The organism is Gemmatimonadota bacterium, assembly GCA_009692115.1.
Lineage (GTDB): Bacteria > Gemmatimonadota > Gemmatimonadetes > Gemmatimonadales > GWC2-71-9 > SHZU01.
In genome coordinates this window covers 24,715-43,147 of the sequence record SHZU01000009.1, presented here as the reverse complement: position 1 = coordinate 43,147, position 18,433 = coordinate 24,715, and the positions used below count along the sequence as shown (strand labels likewise).

The window sequence follows — 18,433 nt, the reverse complement described above, 5'->3', positions numbered from 1 at the left end:
GCGTCCATGTACGCCCACTTCCGATACCGTGACGGGCCCCGGCAGGGCGAGACCGTGGTCGTGCCGCACGACTTTGCCACCATCGGCCGCCATCCTTCATCCGACCTTCCCTTCGACGCCACCGACGAGATCCGAGTCTCCGTCCGGCACGCCGCGGTGTTCAGGCAAGGCGGCGGCTTCCTGGTTCGGGACCTCGGCAGCACCAATGGCACCTATCTGAACAGCAAGCGGGTCCGGGGCGACCGGCCGCTCGAGCCGAACGACATCCTCCAATTTGGACCAACCGGTCCGACAATCGAATTCACCCTCGTGGCCACCCTCCCGGCCGGGTCCCGGATCCGACCGGCGGTCGCCAATCCGGCCCCGGCCTCGGACATCATCCGCCCCTCCGGCCGAACGATCGAGCGGATCCGGGCCGAGGTCGTTCGTCAGACCAAGCCGTGGCGATGGATCGCCGCGGTGGCGGTGGTCGTGGCCGGCGGCGCCGGTGGGTTAATGGCCTGGCAGTCGTACCAACTGCGGCAGGAGCTCGAGCAGGAACGGTCGACCCTGCTGGCCCGGGTCGACGGCCTCTTGGCGCGGATGGAGCAAGCCACCGGGCCGATCGCCGGCCTCACGACGGCGCTGTCGGACGCTCGACGAGGAATCGACTCCCTGAAACAACGGATCACGTCGGAGCGGGTATCCGGAGCCGCACTCGACTCGGTGACCCGGACCCTTGCCGCGGCCACCGGCCGGCACGAAGCACTCCTCAACGCCGCCGCGCTCGACCCCGCGGCCGCGGCCCGGGCCAGCAGCGGCGCCGTGGCGGTGATCGTCGCGGAGTTCGGGAGCGGCCGGGTCACCTCCGGAACCGGATTCGGGATCCGGCGGCAGGGCGACACCGTCTGGGTCGCCACCGCCCGTCATTTGGTGGAAGATTCGCTTGATAGTCCGGCCACCCGCATTGCCGTGATCTTCAACGGCACCGGCCAGGCGTTTCAAGCCCGAATGGTCCGGCGGCACGATAGCGCGGATGTGGCGGTCGTGGCCGCCTGGATTCGGGGCGGCAGACTGGTGGTGGCGAGGCTCTCCGATTCCGCCAAGGTCGGCGACCCGGTGGCCATCACCGGGTTTCCCTTCGGGCTTGATTCGTTAGGCGACTGGCGAACGACCGGGACCGCCGCCACCTCGGCGACCGGAACGATCACCGAGTTCGGTCCCGATCTGCTGAGCGTGGACGGCTATGGGACCCACGGATCAAGCGGCAGCCCGATCTTTGCCCCAAACGGAACGGTCGTCGGACTGGTTTCGGGTGGGGGTCGGCTGGCGACTCAGCGATTGATCGCGGTGCCGGCCCGCCACCTCGCGGCGCTGCTCCGGCCCTAGTTGCCCCTGGGGGGCTTGGCCTCGACTTCCGTTACCCCTCCCGCCACCAACCACTCGGCCACGGCGTCCTGCATCAAGCGTTGGCGGTGCCAGGCCTGAATGACGGGAATGCCGGCGGGGAGTTCCGGACGAAGCCGGGGATGCCCGAACAACACCGCCGCATCGGCCCGAGTGGCTGGATCCGCGAAGATGCTCCGGCACCGGGGTCCGAACCCGGCCCGGCCCTTCGAGGCCCTCGGCTCGGCAAAGGCCAGCAGCAGCCGACTCCCCCCCGCGCCTAACGCGAGGCCCGCCGCCCGGAGCGCGTCTTCGAGGTAACTATTGGGAGAGGGCGGATAGGCCCCGTCCTGATCGTCATCGGCGACGATGAGTTCGAACGGTTCCTTGAGGGCCATCGGCTCGGCGCCCGCCATCACCAACCGGCGGGCAATCTCACCGGCCACCGCCCGATCGAGCGGCCGCCCGACCGCCATGGTCGTGGCCCGGGCCAGCGCCCGATCATAGCGGCGGAGTGACTCCGCCAACCGATCGGCCCCGGCGGCGTCATCGCCCGCGGCGTCGAGGGCGGCGACCACGGCCGCCACATCGGGGGGGTAGAGCATCAGGTCCACCCCGGCAAGGAGGGCGACTCGGGAGGCCTCCGCCGCGCCAGCGGCCGCCGAAAAACCCTCCATGATCATCGCGTCGGTCACCACCAGTCCGTCGAACCCCATCCAGATTCGAAGCCGGTCCAGAATCAGCGCGGACCCGGTGGCCGCGCGGCCGCTCGGATCCAGGGACGGGAACGCCACGTGACCGGTCATGATCGCGTCGGTACCGGCCGCGATGGCCGCCCGAAACGGGACCCAATCGGTGCGCTCCAGTTCCGCCGCCGAGGTGGTGACCACCGGCAACCGGTCGTGGGAGTCGGCCGCTGCCCGGCCGTGTCCGGGAAAGTGTTTGGCACAGGTCAACACCCCGGCATCGTGGGCCCCACCAATCCACGCGGTGACCTGCTCGGCAACCCGGGCCGGATCGGCGCCGAACGATCGGGTCTGGACGATCGGGTTGTCCGGTTCCAGATCGAGATCCGCCACCGGGCCCAGGACCCAGTTGATCCCGACGGAACGGGCCTCGGCGCCGGTCAACTGGCCGGCCGCCCGAGTCGGCCCGAGGTCGCCTAACGACGCGAGCGCCCGGGGCGGCGGCAGTTCGGTGAGCCCGGCCACCTGCTGGCCGGCCCCGCGTTCGAGGTCGGCCGAAATCAAGAGCGACCGACCCGCATCTTCTTCGAGCCGCTCGGTGAGCCGGGCAACCGCCTCCCGGGTCCCTCCGAACACAATGAAGCCCCCGACCCCCAACTCCAATGCCCGGTCGATCGGACCCCGCTCCTGCTCAAAGCCGGGACCGGCCTGCCACCGAATCGCCGGCATGACCAACCGGGCGGCACTCATGCCGGCGTCACCGCCCCAAGCACCCGGGGGCCCCGCGCGCCCGTGGCGGCGGGCAGGTTGCCGGGTTGGCCGTGAATCGTCAGGTAGCCAAGCAGCGCGAAGGCCACCGCTTCCTTGGCATCGCCGGAAAAATAGAGGTCGTCGAACAACCGGACGGTTCGTTGGGCGCCGAGGTGACGCCGGAGCGAGGCCATCACCCCCGGATGGTGCCGGCCACCGCCGGACACCAGGACCTCGGTGCCGGCAGGGGCCCACCGGTCGATGGAGCGAGCAATACTCTGGGCCGTCAGTTCGACCGCCGTGGCCACGCCATCCGGGCCCGGGACCCGAGCCGCCAACTCGGCCGAATAGGCCGAGCCGAATCGCTCCCGGCCAGTGCTCTTTGGCGGTGGCGCGGCGAAGAACGGATCGCCTAACAGATCGGCAAGTGCGGCCTGGTTCGGCACTCCCAGAGCGGCCAGCCGCCCGTCCCGGTCGAACGGCAGGGCGGGATCGACCAGGCGGGCCACCGCGTCGACGACGGCCATGCCGGGCCCGGTGTCGAAGGCCACCGCGCCCCGCTCCTCCGCGCGATGCGGCACGAACGTCAGGTTGGCCATACCCCCGAGATTGAGGAGGATCCGCGGATGATCGGCGCCGAAGAGGAGGACATCGGCCACCGGCACCAGCGGGGCGCCCTGCCCGCCCGCGGCCACGTCTCGGGTCCGGAAGTTGTGTACCACCCGGACACCAAACGCCTCCGCCAAGACCGCCGGTTCCCCGAGTTGCCAGGTGACCGCCGGCGGCTCATGCCAGATGGTCTGGCCATGAAACGCAATGAAGTCGAGTTCGGACGCCTTGCGATGTCCGAGGGCCAACGCTTGCTGGGTGGCCTCGACCGCCCAATTCGAGAGCGCGACGTTGAGCAGCGCCAGTTCCCGGGTGGTACCCTGGGTCATTGCATGTTCGAGCTGATGGCGGAAGTCCGCCGTGTACGGGAGGTGGGCAAAGGCCACCAACTCGACGCGGGTGGGCCCGGCCAACCGGACCAGGGCGGCATCCATCCCGTCGAGGGACGTGCCCGACATCAAGCCGATCGCCAACGTGGGTCGTTCCGTCATGAGTTTCGCACCGGTGGGGGATCGCCAAGGACCGCGCGAACCCGGTTGTCGTTGGCAGCGAGCAGGGCCATCGCTTGCTCGAACCCGTTTCCCGTCTTGATCATCACAATCGCGGCGCGGACGCTCCCGGCGGCGGCATCGATCGCGGCCCGGGCGGCGGGGCGATCGACACCCGTCACTTCCATCACGATCCGATCGCCCCGGTCCACCAACTTCCGGCTCCAGGCCTGGAGGTCCACCATCAAATTGCCATAGGTCTTGCCCAGCCGAATCATCGACGCTGTGGTGAGCGTGTTCAACACCAGCTTGGTGGCCGTGCCTGCCTTCATCCGAGTGGAACCCGTGACGACCTCGGGACCCGTGTCGATCACAATGCTCACGTCGCAATTCGCTCGGACCTCAGTCGGCGGCTCGGCGCAGGCCACCAGCACGGTCTTCGCTCCGATGGCACGGGCCCGTCCCAAGGCCGCTCGAACATAGGGGGTGCCCCCGCTCGCCGTGATGCCGACGACCGTGTCGCGGTCCGACACCCCATGCGTGTCGATGGCCGCCGCGCCCGCCGCCAGGTCATCCTCGGCGCCTTCCGCCGGGCTCATCAACGCCGCGGAGCCTCCTGCGATGATGCCGACCACCAGGGCCGGCACCGTCCCGAACGTCGGGGGACACTCCGAGGCGTCAAGCACGCCCAACCGGCCGCTGGTGCCGGCTCCGACGTAGAGGAGCCGGCCGCCCCGACGGAACGACGCCTCGATCAAGGTCACCGCCGCGGCAATGTCGTTCCGGCACGCGGCGACGAGCCCCGGCACGGTGGCGTCTTCCGCGTTGATAATGTCGACCAGGGTCAACGGATCGGCGATATCGATATCGGCCGAGCGGGGGTTGCGTCGCTCGGTGGGCCGGAGCGGCGGTGCTGACAGATCGGGTTCGGCCATGTCGTCGTTCGAACGGAGTTGGTTAATTTAGACTGGTCCCCATCAGCCATGGCAACTCCCGCGAGGCTCCCGGAATGCGACTCGGCATCGTTTTGGTCGGTTTCTGGCTCCTCCGGAGCGCCAGCCTGCCCGCCCAGGAGGGTCTGAATCCCGGGTGGCCGCTCCGGGACTCGATCCGAACCGTCGTCGGCTCCCGCGCCATGGTCGTCTCCGGTTCGCTGCTCGCCAGCCAGGTCGGGCGAGACATCCTCGAACACGGCGGGAACGCGGTCGATGCGGCCGTGGCGGTCGGGTTTGCGTTGGCGGTGGTTCACCCCGAGGCCGGGAACATCGGGGGCGGTGGGTTCATGCTGATCCGACAACCCGACGGTTCGGTGTTCTCGCTCGACTACCGGGAAACCGCCCCGGCGCGCTCGACCCGGTTGATGTTCGTCGGGCCGGACGGCAACCCGACCGACCGGAGTTGGACCGGCCACCTGGCGTCGGGGGTACCCGGCGCCGTCGCGGGCCTCGTCGAAGCCCATCGGCGGTTCGGAAAACTGCCGTGGGCCGCGCTGGTGGAACCGGCCATTCGGTTGGCCCAGCACGGGTTTCTGGTCGACGAATACCGCCATCGATCGATCACGAGTGACTCGAGCCGGCTCTCCCGGTTCCCGGCGTCGGCAGCCCAGTTTCTTCCTGGTGGCCGGGCGCCGATGCCCGGAACGACCTGGACCCAGCCCGACTTGGCCTCGACCCTCACCGCCGTCCGGAACTCGGGGCGGCGGGGCTTCTATGGGGGCCGGGTAGCCGATCTGATCGTGGCCGAGATGCGGCGCGGCAGAGGGATCATCACCAAACGGGACTTGGCGGGGTACCGGGCCGTGTGGCGGGAACCGCTCAAGTTCGGGTACCGGGGCCACACCGTCTACTCGATGCCGCCGGTATCGTCCGGCGGGGTGACCCTTGCGCTGATCATGAACATCATGGAAGGCTTCGACCCGCTGCCGGCCTTCGGATCACCGGCGCTCCTCCACCGCGAGGCCGAAGCGATGCGACGGGCGTTCATGGAACGGAACGCCTCGTTAGGCGACCCGGCGTTCGTCACAAATCCGATCGCCCGGATGACCAGCCAAGCCCACGCCGACCGGCGGCGAACGGAAATCGACCCGGCCCGCGCCACCCCGACCAGCGGGGTTCGGATGCTCAAGGACGGCCCCTCGACCACCCACTACTCCATCGTCGACCCCGAGGGCGCGGCCGTCAGCGTCACGACCACCCTCAACAACAGCTTCGGCAGCGCGGTGACCGTTCTGGGGGCCGGCTTTCTCCTCAACGACGAGATGGATGACTTCACGACCGCGCCCGGCAAGCCCAACAATTATGGCCTGGTCCAAGGCGCGGCCAACGGAATCCGGCCCGGGAAGCGAATGCTCTCCGCCATGACCCCAACCATCGTGCTGGATCAGGACGGGGGCCTCTTGATGGTGGTCGGCACCCCGGGTGGCCCAACGATCATCACCCAAGTTTACCACGTCATTTCCAATGTGATCGATCATGGCATGTCGTTGGCGCAGGCGCTTGCCATGCCCCGCCTGCACCACCAGTCGCTCCCGGACCAGATCAGTCTCGAGCGCGACGGCTTCTTGCCCGAGACGATCCAGGCGCTCGAATCGATGGGCCACAAAATCTTACTCCGAGGCTACATGGGAGACGTCGAGGCGATTATTCGAACACCCGCCGGTTGGCTTGGTGCGAGCGACCCCCGCCTCGGAGGCGGCGGGGCCGGGAGCAACTAGGCGGACGCCCTAGCTCTTGGCTTCGAACAGCGATTTGAGTTTGAGGATGATCTTCGACCCGACCGAGACGACGACGACGCGATCGGCGGAGTTGACGGCGACGGCGGTGCCCGCGGCGGCACCGATGACGCCACCGACGACCGTTCCCTTTTTCTTGCCGCCGAGGATCCGGCCGACGATCGCACCCGCCGCCGCGCCAGCGCCGACCTTGGCGGCATCACCGGCCTGAACCCCGCGACCCTTCAGGGTATGCTCAACCTCGGTGGTCACCCCCTCGAGATCGTAACTCGCGCCGCCGAACGACACCGAGGTGGCGTTGAGGACCACCTTGCCTTTGTCGTCCTTGTTCTCCGACACCACCAGCTCGGCGATCGTCATGGTCACGGTCGCACCGGCCGGGATGACGACCCGGCCGTTGGCGTCGGTCACATCGGCCGACACGGTGGCCGCCACCTTCTGGCCGACCTTGTGGGGCTTGGTCGAAAACTCGATCGCGGCACTCATTGCCAGGTTGGTCCCTGCGACGAGCACCGGGGCCGGCGGCGGGGTCGACGCCGGCTTGGCTGGTGACGCAGCGGACGGCCGATTGGGCGGCGGGGCTTGAAGCGGCGGCGGCGCCGTCACCGAGGCGCTCTCGGCGGCCGCCTAGGCCACATCATTCAAAGGAGCCCCGGAGTCGACCGGCGCCAGCGAGAGATCCCGACCGGTGGAGTCTTGCCCGGCCGCCCCTGCCCCGTCTTTCTTGCCGCAACCGGCCAGCAACACCGCGGCGGCCGCCACCAGCCACAGATTTGGTCTCATGCCTCACTCCTCCTCTAGATGCGTGAACTGAAGCCCCTTGGCCCCTACCTCAAAAAATACACCGGCACCTATGCCGCCGGCTTAGCCTGCGTCATCGGGTCCAACCTGCTCAATACCCTGGCCCCCAAATTCCTGGCTCAGGGCATCGATGCGTTGGACGGGCCCGACCCGGTCCGGCAGGCCCGGCGGGCCGCTCTCCTGCTAGTCGGGGCCGCGGTGCTCGGCGGCCTCCTGCGATACGGCATGCGTCAGTTGCTCAACAGCGTGAGCCGCCGGGTCGAGTTCGACCTTCGGAACGATCTGTTTTCGAAATTGATGGCCCTCCCGGCGTCATACTACGATCGCACCCCGATGGGCGATCTCATCGCCCGGTCGACCAACGACCTCTTGGCCGCCCGGATGGTGGCCGGTCCTGCGCTCATGTACGTGATCGACACGATTACCCGCGCCATCATTCTGCTGCCGGCCATGGTTGCCGTCCATCCAACCCTGGCCGGCCTGGCGCTGGTCCCGCTGCTGGCGCTCCCGGCGTTGGAGGGCTGGTTGGGCCGGCGGATTCACCAACGATCCCTGGCCATTCAGGATCATTTCGGCGTGGTCAGCGAGTTCGTCCGTCAGCATCTCACGGGAGTCCGGATTGTCCGGGCGTACAATCAGGAGACGCCGGAGGCGGCCACCTTCGCACGGCTCAACCGGGAATATGCCGAGAAGAATTTTGTCCTGGCCCGGGTCCAGGCTGCCCTCGACCCCTCACTGTCGCTGATGGGGGGACTCAGTTCCGCCATCGTGCTCCTGGTCGGGGGCCGACTGGTCATGGTCGGCACCATCTCGACCGGCACGTTCGTCAGCTTCTTCGTGTACTTGGCGCTGCTGATCTGGCCCCTGGTGTTCCTCGGTTGGGCCATCAATCTCGGGTTCCGGGGCTCGGCGGCAATGTCCCGAATCAACGAAGTGTTCCGGGCCCCGAATCCGATCGCCGACCCCCCCGCCCCGCGCCGGCTGCCGCCGCACCGGACGGCCCGGGCCGTCCGGTTTGAAGGAGTCTGGTTTCGGTACCCCGGAGCCCCCGACCGGGACTGGGCGCTCCAGGATGTGACGGTCGACGTCCCCGCCGGCCAATCGTTAGGCGTGGTGGGCGGCACCGGGGCCGGCAAGACCGCCCTGATGGAGCTCCTGGTTCGCCTCTATGACCCCGACCAGGGCCGGATCACCATCGACGGCGTCGACATCCGGCAGCTGACCCTTCGGGAACTTCGTGACGCGGTCGGCTTCGTGCCGCAGGAGACGTTCTTGTTTAGCGATACCCTCCGCGCCAATGTCCTGCTCGGGCTCCCCGACGAGGGGCGCTTTGAGCGCGCGGCCCGGGTGGCCGAGCTCGAGGTACCAGCCGACACCATGCTGGGCGAGCGGGGCATCAATCTATCGGGCGGCCAGAAGCAGCGGGCTGCCATCGCCCGGGCGCTCGCCAAAGACCCGCCGATCGTCGTGCTCGATGACGCGATGTCGGCCCTCGATGCCCAAACCGAGGCTGCGATCTTGAATCAATTGCGAGGAGCGCTGGTGGGGAAGACCTGCCTCGTGGTGTCGCACCGCGCGGCGGCGGTCCGGTTGTCGCACGAGATCGTGGTGCTCGACCATGGCAGGATTGTCGAGCGGGGAACCTACGACGCGCTCCAGAAGCGCGAGGGCCGCTTCGCCGACCTGGTCCGAGCCCAGGTCATCGAAACGGAACTCGAGCACATATCCGCTACATCCACCGAAGCAGAAAGTCCGGCGTGAGTTTCTGGAGATAGCCGGCCAGGCGGGTGAACTGGCCGGTGGCGATCAACAGCCCGACGGCAACGAGCAGAACCCCGCTGATTTTTTGGACCAGTCCAAGATGGCGGCGGAACCGCTGGAACCAGTCCAGAAACGACTCCACCGCGTAGGCGGCCACCAAGAACGGGACGGCCAAGCCGGCCGAGTAAGCAACCAGCAACGTCATCCCGCGGGACAGGTCGGCCTCAGTCGCGGCCAAGCTCAAAATGCCGCCCAGGATCGGGCCGATACAGGGACTCCACCCGGCCCCAAACGCGATCCCGACCAAGACCGATCCGAGATAGCCGACCGGCTTCCGCTCCAGGTGGAGACGCTTCTCTTGAGTCAGGAACCCGAGCTTGACGATCCCCAGACAATACAGGCCAAAGAAAATGATCAGGATCCCGCCCCCGCGCATGATCCACTCTTTGTAGAACCGGAGGGCGGAGCCTAACGCCGTGGCACTGGCACCGAGCAGCACGAACACCAGCGAGAACCCGACGACGAAGAGCGTGGCGTGGATCATCGCGAGCCGGCGACGGTTCCCCATTTCCTCCACCGTAAAACCGGTGATGAATCCGAGGTAGGACGGGACCAGCGGCAGCACGCAGGGGGAGAGGAAGCTCAATATCCCCCCGAGAAAGGCCACCACCGGTCCCAGAACGACGGCGTCGCTCACGAGACCTCCCGGCGGCCAGCGATCCCGCCCAAGTCACGACCCCGGCACGCCGCGCAGACACCGTGGATTTCGGCCCGATGCCGTTCGTACTGGAAGTGGTGTTCATCCGCCGTCATTCGGAGCATCCGTTCGAGCCGGTCGTTGCTGAATTCGACCACCGCGCCGCACCGCCGGCACACGAGATGAGCATGCTCGCTCCGGTCTTCCGACGGTTCGTAGCGTTTGAATCCTTCGCCGAAGTCATGCTCGCGGACCAGGCCGCTTTGGACCAACGCTTCGACCGTGCGGTAGAGCGTGGCCAACCCGACATGCTCGCCGCGTTCGACCAGGCGCCGCCGGAGGACCTCGACCGACGGATGATCCCGGCTTTCGACCAACACCTCCGCCACCAGCACCCGTTGCCGGGTGACCGGAAGCCGGCGCTCCCGGAGATACCGCCGGAACCGCTCGACGAGGAGCGCGCCGTCAGCCGACGTCAGCAACGACGTCCGCCTCCTTCTGGAACCACCGCTCGGCCGGGGTCGGCGTCGGCGGTTCCTCGTCCTCGGATCGCTTGGGGACCAAGGCCAGCAACTCCGCCAACGCCTCCAGCGGGCCACTTCCGACCTCGGCGATGGCCGATTCGAACTGGCCCCGGCTCTTTCCTTTGACCGTGAGGATGAAGCTCGCGGTATAGATCCGCCGCCGGTCGCCGTCGATCCGCGAGAGAATGGCGGTCCCGAAGTCGCGGGCCTGGTGACGAATCGTTTTGAAAACCCACACGCCATCGATCTCGGCGACCGGGAGGGCCAGGCCGATGGCCTCGACCAGGCGGGTCCACCCTTCGCTGATGCCCGGGCCGGACGGTGTCACGGTAAGTGGCGACATTTCTCCACGTAGTAGCGAAAGACATGCATGAAATCCTGGGCATTCGTCACCACGCCATACGCTTGGTGGGTGCCCCGGTCTTTGAGTTTCGTCACGACGAACTCGGTCTGGTCAACACAAATCGTCATCAGCGGTTCCGGGCCGCCCCGGTGGCAGTGGAAAGCTGGCAGCATGTTGCCGACCGCAATGGCGTGCAACGCCGTCGCGATGAACACCGCCCCGGTGGCCTTGACCGTGTGCTCCCGCATGGCGTCCTGGGCCCGGGTCGAATCGGCCACCACCCCGGGCAACGGACCATCGTCCCGAATCGATCCGGCCAGCACGTAGGGAATCGCCCGGGTCACCAAGGCATACATGATCCCGTTGGTCACGATCCCCTGCCCGACCGCCGCTTCGATCGAGCCCGCGGCCCGAATTCGGTTGATGGCCCGCATATGGAGACCGTGCCCGCTGGCGGCCGCCTCCCCAGTGCTGGTCATCCCGAGCGTCGTGCCGAAGATGGCGGCCTCGATATCGTGAACCGCAACCGCGTTGCCGACCAGCACGGCGTTGACGTACCCGTTGGCGATGAACCACTCGAAATCGGCCCGGGCCCGGGAATGGACCAGGGCCGGCCCGACCACCCACACGAGATAGCCGCCCCGGCGGCGTTCGGCCTCGAGCCGCTCGGCGAGTTCTTCGTAGTTGACCGGGCGCTCCCGGCTCACTTCGGTCGACATGAACCGGAACTCGTTGGCGCTCGCGACCCCGCCCAGAAATCCCTCGCCGTGGACCACCACCCCCTGGGATCCGTCCTCGGCAAGGCCAACCGCTACCATCTCGCCCCGGACGACTTTTCGGGGTTCGACCGTCTCGAGCCCGGAGCCTCGCCGGACGATGACCCCATCCATCCGGGGCCTCATCGGCATGATCCAGTCGGCGCCGACCTTGACGTAGGTCGGGAGGTTGGACGTCGTGAAGAAGTCCTCCGGCATGACGCCGTCCGACGGAGCCGGGACGAAGGTGGCTTCGGGTGCCCCGACAAAGGGGGGCCGGGCAAAATCGGGCAAGGAGCCGGTCATTGGGAGGCTAAAAGTAGGGGACCCCCCGACTCGGTATCAAGCAGGCTATCCTTCGGACATGCTTGGGTTTATGGGAATACTGGCGGGGGCCGCCCTGGTGGCGGCGCCCCAGGACACGTCCGGTCGGCGCGATCCAACCCCAGTCACTCGGCTCGACCCGCTCGAAGTCCGAGTCACCCGCGGGACCGAGACCCGCCAGAAGGCTCCGGTCGCTCTCGGCGTCATCGACAGCACCGCATTCCGGGGCGGGCAACTCCAGAACGGCCTCGACGAAACGTTAGGCAGGTTGCCGGGAATCTACGTGGCCAACCGGTTCAATCCCTCGCTCGACCAGCGGCTGGCAATCCGGGGAGCCGGGGCTCGGGGCAATTTCGGGGTCCGGGGCATCAAGATCCTGCTTGACGGGATCCCGCAAACCCTGCCCGACGGGCAGAGCCAGTTGACCAACGTGGACTTGGGATTGGTGGACCGGGCCGAGGTCTTGATCGGGGCCTCCTCCGCCCTCTACGGCAACGCGGCCGGCGGCGTCATTGCCCTGAGTTCCGCACTCCCGACTGAGCCGGCAGCGGCCCGGCTCCGAACCTTGGCCGGGAGCTTCGGGACCAGCCGGGTGGCCGGTCAGCTATCCGGCATGGCTGGGCTCTGGAGCGGCAGCGTTGGCGTCACCCGGTTCCAATCCCGCTGGGCCCGGCAACAGAGTCGCACCCTGACCACCCAACTCAGCCTGGGGGTCAACCGCATTGTCGCCGGCCGCTGGCTCGTCAAAGGCCGGTATTACCTCGCCGACAGCCCCCGGGCGGAGAACGCCGGGGCCCTGACTCAAGCGGAGTGGCTCCTCAATCCGGACAGCGCCGCAGCCAACAACCTGCTCCGCGGGGCCGACAAGTCGGTCCGCCAGCACCAAGCCGGTCTCACGGTCTCCCGAGCCGACGGCAACGGCAACACCTTCGACGCAACGGTCTTCGGCCTCTGGCGCGACCTCGCGAATCCCCTGGCCACCGCCCCGCCTGGCCCGGCCGGGCCGGCGGTCGGGACCTACAGCGCCATCGATCGGAAAGCCGGCGGCGCCCGGTTCGCGCTCCAGCGCCGTCTGTCGGCACGCCTCCGGCTCTCGGGCGGCGCCGACTTCCAGACGATGCGGGACGACCGCCTCAATCAACGAGCCCGGGGCGGCGTGTCCACCGACACCACGGTAGCCGACCAGCGGGAAGCCGTGACCGAGATCGGACCGTTCTTGAGCCTTCACCTCGAGCCGACGGAACGCCTGACGGTCACCGGCACGACGCGGTACGACCGGATCCGGTTCCAGGTGGCCGACCGGTATCTCCTCGATGGCGTCGATCAGAGCGGCGCCAAGACCATGGCCAGCGGCAGCGGGAGCCTCGCCGCGAGCTACACTTTTGGCCGGTCCGGTGCGGTCTACGGGTCGCTGGCCAATGCCTTCGAAACGCCAACCACGACCGAACTGGTCAACCAGTCCAACGGCACCATCGGCTTCAATCGAGATCTCGGCCCGCAGCGGACCGTCACGACGGAACTCGGGTTTCGGACCGGGGGCGCCGTCGCGATCACGGCGGCCCTCTACCGTTCCTCGATTCGCGATGCGCTGGTCCAGACCCGGGAGCGAGACGGGCGGGCGTTCTTCGAGAATGCCGCCCGCCTCGTCATTCGGGGACTCGAGGCCGGGGCAACTTGGCGGCGGGCGGCGGGCCACGCTATCCAACTCGTCTACAACCATACCGATGCGACCTATCAGCGGTATGTGCTCAAGAACGGCGCCGCCATTGATACCCTCAACGGCCGCCAGGTCCCCGGCATTCCCCGCCATGTCGTCCGCGCCGTCGGCACGGCCACGGTCGGGATCCTCACCGCGGAATGGGACCAACAAATCATTTCCCGGTTCTTTGCCGACGACCGCAACACCATTCCGATCGACGGCTGGAAGGCGGGGGTAACGTCGGTCCGGCTCCAGAGTCGCTGGCCGATCAAGACCGGCGGCGGCCGAACCACCATCATGCCGTTCGTGGCCGTCAACAACCTCTTTGACCGCCGGTACGTGGCCGCGGCGACCGTAAACGGGTTCGGCGGCCGGGTGTTCGAACCGGCTCCGGGACGGTGGGCGTATGTCGGGGTCGATCTGAGCGTCGGACGGGGCGGCTGATTAGAGCAAACTGACCGGATCGCGATCGATGGCCAGCCGAACCTCCCGGCCGGCATCGAGCCGGGTCGCCGCATACCGCACCACTCTACCTAACGCCTCGGCGGGCCCCTTGATCAGGAAGTGCCACCGAAACCGGTCCTTGACCTTCTCGATCGGACAGGGCGCCGGGCCCAGCACGAGGACCGGAATCGCGTGGCGCTCTGCCAGCGCCACGACCCAGTTGGCGGCCTTGGCGGCCTCCCTCGACACCGCCGCTTCGTTCGGGCCGGAGAGGACAATGTTCACCAACGACACCTCCGGCGGATACGGAGGGTCCTTCCGAGCCGCCCCCTCAGCCGCCCAAAACCCCTCGGTGTCATGGTGGCTCGCCAGCCGTAACGCCGGGTGTTCGGGACTCTGGGTCTGGACCAACACTCGGCCGCCTTTGGGCCCCCGCCCCGCCCGCCCGGCTACCTGGGTGATCAACTGAAAGGTCCGCTCCGCCGAGCGGAAGTCGGGAAGATGGAGACCGGTATCGGCATCGATGACGCCGACCAACGTCACATTCGGAAAGTCGATCCCCTTCGCCACCATCTGGGTCCCGATCAGAATGTCGACCTCGCCCCGCCCCACCCGGTCGAGGATCCGGTGGTGCGACCACTTGGTGCCCGTGGTATCGAGATCCATCCTGGCAATCCGGGCGCCGGGCACCCGCTCCGCCACCACCTGTTCCACTTGCTGGGTGCCGATCCCCCGGGCCCGCGACACCGCCGTGCCACACTTGTCGCAACTCGGATCGGGGGACGCGGTGTAGCCACAGTAGTGGCATTTGAGCCCCGCCGGCGAACGATGGACCGTGAGCGAGATGCTGCAGTGCGGGCACATCTTCACTTCGCCGCAGGTCGGGCATTGGAGAAACGCGGCGTATCCCCGGCGATTGAGCAGCAGCAACGCCTGCTCGCCCCGGGCCACGGTCTGCCGAAGGGCGGCATCGAGCACCTCACTCCACGGCACACTCCCGATCTCCCGAATCCGGGGAGCCGTCTTCATGTCGATCAGCTCGACCGGCGGAAGCGGCCGGGAGCCGACCCGGTCGGGCAACCGAATCATCGTCAATCGGGCGCCGACCTCGGCCGCACTTTCGAGACTCGGCGTCGCGCTGCCGAGAATCAGCTTGGCTCCTTCGAGCCGGCACCGAACCCGAGCCACGTCGCGGGCATGATAGCGAGGCGCCTCGCCATTCTTGTAGGTCGCCTCGTGCTCCTCGTCCACGACCACGAAGCCCAGCGGAGAAATCGGCGCGAACACCGCGGAGCGAGGGCCGACCGCCACCAAGCGCTCCCCCCGGCGAAGGGCCCGCCAGGCGTCAGCCCGCTCGCCATCGGACAAGGCACTGTGGAGCACGGCGACCTTGTCCCCGAAAACGCCCCGCACTCGCGCCACCGTCTGGGGCGTCAGGCCGATTTCCGGCACCAAGACGATGGCGCCATGACCCGATTCAACCGCCCGGCGAATCGCCTCGAGATAGACCAGCGTCTTCCCGCTGCCGGTTACCCCGAACACCAACGCCCCATCGCCGGGGGCGACCGCCTCGATGGCACTGACCGCCGACCGCTGGGGCCCGGTGAGTTCCGGCGGCGGAACCGAAATCTCGTGGTCGGCAAACGGATCTCGATATCGCTCCACGTCAACCAAACGGGCCAGACCCCCGGCAACCAACCCGTCAACGACGCTGGTGCTGACCTTGATCCGGTCCCGGATCTGATCCAGTCCAAGCGTGCCCTCGGCCTGTTCCAAGGCTTCGTAGAGGGCGCGCTGTTTGGGTTTCCTGGCAAAGCGCTCGTCCCGCTCGAGCAAATTGAGGCGAGCCACCAATTCGAGGACCCGGGACGTAGCTCGGTTCCCATCGGTGGTGGCCGGTTCGACCTCGATCGTGAGGGCGTCGACCCGCTGGAGTCGGTCGGCGACGGCCCAGAGCGGCTTCTTGAGCGCCCGCTCCGCCATCCGGATCGACGCCCGCCCCCCGCGCCGCTCCAACCACTCCGCCAAGGCTCCAGCCGTGCCGCCCCCGACCCGGGCACCCCGTCGAAGCGAGAGGAATACCTCCGACTCACCCCAAAGTGAGGCAGGAAGCATGGCCTTGAGCGTGGTGCCGATCGGAGCCCCGTAGTATCCCGCCACCCACTCGGCCGTCTTAAGGAGCGGACCCGGCAACGCCGGTTCGAGGTCGGGAGCCACCAGCACTTCTTTGGCCGTCATCTCGGGAGCGGCATCGTCGATCCCCACGACGATCCCGACTAGTTCGCGGCGACGAACCGGCACCACCACCCGGGCCCCGGGCACGATCCGGTCGGCGAGGATCTCGGGAATCGCGTAGGTGTAGGGTGTCGCCAACGGGAGGGGCAGGGCGACGTGAGCGAAGCGGGGTGACGACATTGTCGGAATGTAGTCGGCCCCGGACCGGTCAAACGGCGGATCAGGGCCGAACGGTTACCCCGAGCCCCGGACTGGAGGGCAGCGCGATTTGGCCATTGGCAATGGTGGCACCGACGTACGGGTCGCCTGCCAACAGGGCCGCGCCGTCGAGATCCGCAATGTCGACCAGGGGAGTGAACTGGGCCGCGGCCGTAATCCCGATCGAACTTTCAATCATGCATCCGACCATCACCATCAGGTGGTGGGCGCGGGCAATCGCGATCATCCGAACCGCTTCCCGGAGGCTGCCGGTCTTGGCCAACTTGATGTTGATGCCGTCCACCAGCCCGACGAGCCGCGGAATGTCCGTCGCGACGAGGCAGCTTTCGTCGACGATCACGGGAATCCGCGAAGCTCGCGCCACCGCGGCCAGGCCTTCGAGGTCCTGGGCTACCAACGGCTGCTCCAGCACCGTCACCCCGAACTCCTCGAGCACCGGCAACATCCGGATCGCGTGTTTCCGGGTCCACCCGCAGTTGGCGTCGACCCGAAGCTCCCGATCGGTTACCTCCCGAATGGCTCGGAGAATCTCGAGGTCGTTGTCGAGGCCAAGCTTGATCTTGAGCACCGGATATTGCGCCGCTTCAACGACCTTCTTCTTGATCATCTCCGGCGTGTCGATCCCGATCGTAAAGGTCGAGATCGGCGCCTTCGCCGCGTCGAGGCCCCAGAGTTTCCAAATCGGGACCCCGAGACGCTTGCCGACCAAGTCATGCAGCGCCGTGGAGAGCGCCGCCCGCGCTGAGTTGTTGCCGATCATCGCTTTTTCGAGGGCTCGCTCCGCGTCTTCCAGGTGGAACGCGTCGGTCGGCATGACCGTCGCATACGCATCGAGCGCGGCCAGGACGGTCTCGCAGGTCTCACCGTAGAACCGCTGCGGAGTCGCCTCGCCCCAGCCTTCCATTCCGTCGTGGTCGATAACGCGGACCAAGACGGTCCGAAAGGTGTCGTGACTGCCGCGGGCGATTTTGAACGGGTGTTTGGTCTTGAGGGTCAGGATCTCGGCTTCAATTCGGAGGCGATTCGACACGGGAACCTCGTTGAATGGCATTGTATACAATTTAGACTGCGGATTATAGCTCACTGCCGCGGCCGGGCCAAGAGTCGTCAGGCCAGCGCCTTGGCGACCGCAACGACCCCATCGGCGAGACGGCTCGGGACATATCCACCCTCCAGCACGACCGCGAGCGGCGTGGCCGGAAACGCTGTCCGGAGCCGGAGAATCCACTCGGCGTAATGTTCGGGCTCCAGGGTAAAGCCGCCGAGGGGGTCGCCAAACATCGAGTCGAACCCGGCGGACACCAAAATGACATCGGGGGGCCACGACTCGGTGGCGACGGCAACGCCGGACCAGAAGGTCTCGAGATATTGGCTGGGCGGAAGTCCGGCCCGCATCGGCCGATTGAAGACATTGCCGGCGCCGCGCTCGTCGGCGGCGCCACTGAAGGGCCAGTGGGGCCACTGATGCATCGAAAGGAATCGGATCGTAGGATCGGCTTCAACCAGGGCCTGGGTGCCGTTGCCGTGGTGCACGTCCCAATCCAAGATCAGCGCCCGCCCGGCGCCCCGGGCTTGGGCCTCCCGGGCGGCGACGACCACGTTGCCGAGCAGACAAAACCCCATCGGAGCGGCGGCCAGGGCATGGTGGCCTGGCGGGCGGGCCGCCGCGAAGGCGGGCACCCCGGAGAGCGCCGAGTGGACGGCGGCCAACGCGGCGCCGGCGGCGCCTAACGCCGCGTCCCAGCTTCGGTCGTTCATGCCGGTATCGGGATCGAGCTGGCCACCCCCGGCGGCCGCGGTGGCCGCGAGTTGGTCGAGATACGATCGCGGATGGACCCGCTCCAGCGAATCAAAGGAGGCCCCGGTCACTTCCCGGAGCGCGTCTGGATCGAGGGACCGGACTCGGTCCAGAATGGCCCGGAGGCGGGCGGGACTTTCCGGATGCCGGGGGCCCGCCGAATGCTCGTGGCTGGCCGCGGAGAAGAAGACGGGCCCCATCGGA

Annotated in this window: 14 protein-coding genes; 4 read left to right on the top strand and 10 right to left on the bottom strand. The window is 67.7% G+C overall.

Annotated elements, in window-relative coordinates; genetic code table 11:
• Positions 1 to 6: 6 nt before the first annotated feature.
• Positions 7 to 1,368, top strand: a complete 1,362-nt coding sequence (locus EXR94_11300) for an FHA domain-containing protein (protein ID MSR03305.1) — start codon at positions 7 to 9, stop codon at positions 1,366 to 1,368.
• On the opposite strand, the gene EXR94_11295 is transcribed toward EXR94_11300, so the two are convergent.
• The 3 genes from EXR94_11295 to murQ are packed head-to-tail and all read right to left on the bottom strand — an operon-like array spanning position 1,365 to position 4,833.
• Positions 1,365 to 2,801 carry a hypothetical protein gene (locus EXR94_11295; GenBank protein MSR03304.1) on the bottom strand — a complete coding sequence of 479 codons (1,437 nt, stop codon included), beginning with the start codon at positions 2,799 to 2,801 and terminating at the stop codon, positions 1,365 to 1,367. The two genes, EXR94_11300 and EXR94_11295, sit on opposite strands and share 4 nt — an antisense overlap.
• Positions 2,798 to 3,901 carry an anhydro-N-acetylmuramic acid kinase gene (locus tag EXR94_11290; protein ID MSR03303.1) on the bottom strand — a complete coding sequence of 368 codons (1,104 nt, stop codon included), beginning with the start codon at positions 3,899 to 3,901 and terminating at the stop codon, positions 2,798 to 2,800. The genes EXR94_11295 and EXR94_11290 overlap by 4 nt, the downstream gene beginning before the upstream one ends.
• Positions 3,898 to 4,833: an N-acetylmuramic acid 6-phosphate etherase gene (gene murQ / locus EXR94_11285; protein MSR03302.1), complete on the bottom strand. Its 936-nt coding sequence runs from the start codon at positions 4,831 to 4,833 to the stop codon at positions 3,898 to 3,900. Before murQ ends, EXR94_11290 begins: the two co-directional genes overlap by 4 nt.
• A 74-nt stretch (positions 4,834 to 4,907) precedes the next feature.
• Here murQ and ggt point away from each other — a divergent pair, with 74 nt between their 5' ends.
• A complete protein-coding gene (gene ggt / locus EXR94_11280) occupies positions 4,908 to 6,611 on the top strand; it encodes a gamma-glutamyltransferase (protein ID MSR03301.1) in 1,704 nt (567 codons plus the stop codon).
• A 9-nt stretch (positions 6,612 to 6,620) separates the two neighbouring features.
• Here ggt and EXR94_11275 read toward each other — a convergent pair whose 3' ends face one another.
• Positions 6,621 to 7,235: a hypothetical protein gene (locus EXR94_11275; protein MSR03300.1), complete on the bottom strand. Its 615-nt coding sequence runs from the start codon at positions 7,233 to 7,235 to the stop codon at positions 6,621 to 6,623.
• A gap of 195 nt (positions 7,236 to 7,430) precedes the next feature.
• Here EXR94_11275 and EXR94_11270 point away from each other — a divergent pair, with 195 nt between their 5' ends.
• Positions 7,431 to 9,191: an ABC transporter ATP-binding protein gene (locus tag EXR94_11270; protein ID MSR03299.1), complete on the top strand. Its 1,761-nt coding sequence runs from the start codon at positions 7,431 to 7,433 to the stop codon at positions 9,189 to 9,191.
• Here the strand turns inward: EXR94_11270 and EXR94_11265 are convergent.
• The 3 genes from EXR94_11265 to EXR94_11255 form a co-directional block, all read right to left on the bottom strand.
• On the bottom strand, positions 9,160 to 9,870 hold the full coding sequence (locus EXR94_11265) for a cytochrome c biogenesis protein CcdA (protein ID MSR03298.1): 711 nt from the start codon (positions 9,868 to 9,870) through the stop codon (positions 9,160 to 9,162). The two genes, EXR94_11270 and EXR94_11265, sit on opposite strands and share 32 nt — an antisense overlap.
• 14 nt (positions 9,871 to 9,884) lie before the next feature.
• The gene (locus EXR94_11260) at positions 9,885 to 10,655 is read right to left on the bottom strand and encodes a transcriptional repressor (protein ID MSR03297.1); all 771 of its coding nucleotides are present in this window, start codon (positions 10,653 to 10,655) and stop codon (positions 9,885 to 9,887) included.
• Positions 10,656 to 10,736: 81 nt separating this feature from the next.
• The gene (locus tag EXR94_11255) at positions 10,737 to 11,816 is read right to left on the bottom strand and encodes a hypothetical protein (GenBank protein MSR03296.1); all 1,080 of its coding nucleotides are present in this window, start codon (positions 11,814 to 11,816) and stop codon (positions 10,737 to 10,739) included.
• Between EXR94_11255 and EXR94_11250 the strand changes: the two genes are divergently transcribed.
• Positions 11,728 to 13,977: a hypothetical protein gene (locus EXR94_11250; GenBank protein MSR03295.1), complete on the top strand. Its 2,250-nt coding sequence runs from the start codon at positions 11,728 to 11,730 to the stop codon at positions 13,975 to 13,977. The genes EXR94_11255 and EXR94_11250 overlap by 89 nt on opposite strands.
• Here EXR94_11250 and priA read toward each other — a convergent pair whose 3' ends face one another.
• Genes priA through EXR94_11235 form a run of 3 tightly spaced genes read right to left on the bottom strand, consistent with a single transcriptional unit; the run spans position 13,978 to position 18,429 of the window.
• Positions 13,978 to 16,392, bottom strand: a complete 2,415-nt coding sequence (gene priA, locus EXR94_11245) for a primosomal protein N' (GenBank protein MSR03294.1) — start codon at positions 16,390 to 16,392, stop codon at positions 13,978 to 13,980.
• A gap of 40 nt (positions 16,393 to 16,432) precedes the next feature.
• On the bottom strand, positions 16,433 to 17,482 hold the full coding sequence (locus tag EXR94_11240) for a dipeptide epimerase (protein MSR03293.1): 1,050 nt from the start codon (positions 17,480 to 17,482) through the stop codon (positions 16,433 to 16,435).
• Positions 17,483 to 17,538: 56 nt separating this feature from the next.
• Complete coding sequence (locus tag EXR94_11235; protein ID MSR03292.1) at positions 17,539 to 18,429, bottom strand: histone deacetylase; 891 nt, start codon at positions 18,427 to 18,429, stop codon at positions 17,539 to 17,541.
• Positions 18,430 to 18,433: the final 4 nt, after the last annotated feature.

Coding starts and splice junctions, on each gene's coding strand:
- EXR94_11300 (MSR03305.1), top strand. CDS start 7: ATGTACGCCCACTTCCGATACCGTGACGGGCCCCGGCAGGGCGAGACC.
- ggt (MSR03301.1), top strand. CDS start 4,908: ATGCGACTCGGCATCGTTTTGGTCGGTTTCTGGCTCCTCCGGAGCGCC.
- EXR94_11235 (MSR03292.1), bottom strand. CDS start 18,429: ATGGGGCCCGTCTTCTTCTCCGCGGCCAGCCACGAGCATTCGGCGGGC.
- EXR94_11255 (MSR03296.1), bottom strand. CDS start 11,816: ATGACCGGCTCCTTGCCCGATTTTGCCCGGCCCCCCTTTGTCGGGGCA.
- EXR94_11290 (MSR03303.1), bottom strand. CDS start 3,901: ATGACGGAACGACCCACGTTGGCGATCGGCTTGATGTCGGGCACGTCC.
- EXR94_11270 (MSR03299.1), top strand. CDS start 7,431: ATGCGTGAACTGAAGCCCCTTGGCCCCTACCTCAAAAAATACACCGGC.
- EXR94_11260 (MSR03297.1), bottom strand. CDS start 10,655: ATGGCGTGTGGGTTTTCAAAACGATTCGTCACCAGGCCCGCGACTTCG.
- EXR94_11295 (MSR03304.1), bottom strand. CDS start 2,801: ATGAGTGCCGCCCGGTTGGTCATGCCGGCGATTCGGTGGCAGGCCGGT.
- priA (MSR03294.1), bottom strand. CDS start 16,392: ATGTCGTCACCCCGCTTCGCTCACGTCGCCCTGCCCCTCCCGTTGGCG.
- murQ (MSR03302.1), bottom strand. CDS start 4,833: ATGGCCGAACCCGATCTGTCAGCACCGCCGCTCCGGCCCACCGAGCGA.
- EXR94_11250 (MSR03295.1), top strand. CDS start 11,728: ATGACGCCGTCCGACGGAGCCGGGACGAAGGTGGCTTCGGGTGCCCCG.
- EXR94_11240 (MSR03293.1), bottom strand. CDS start 17,482: ATGCCATTCAACGAGGTTCCCGTGTCGAATCGCCTCCGAATTGAAGCC.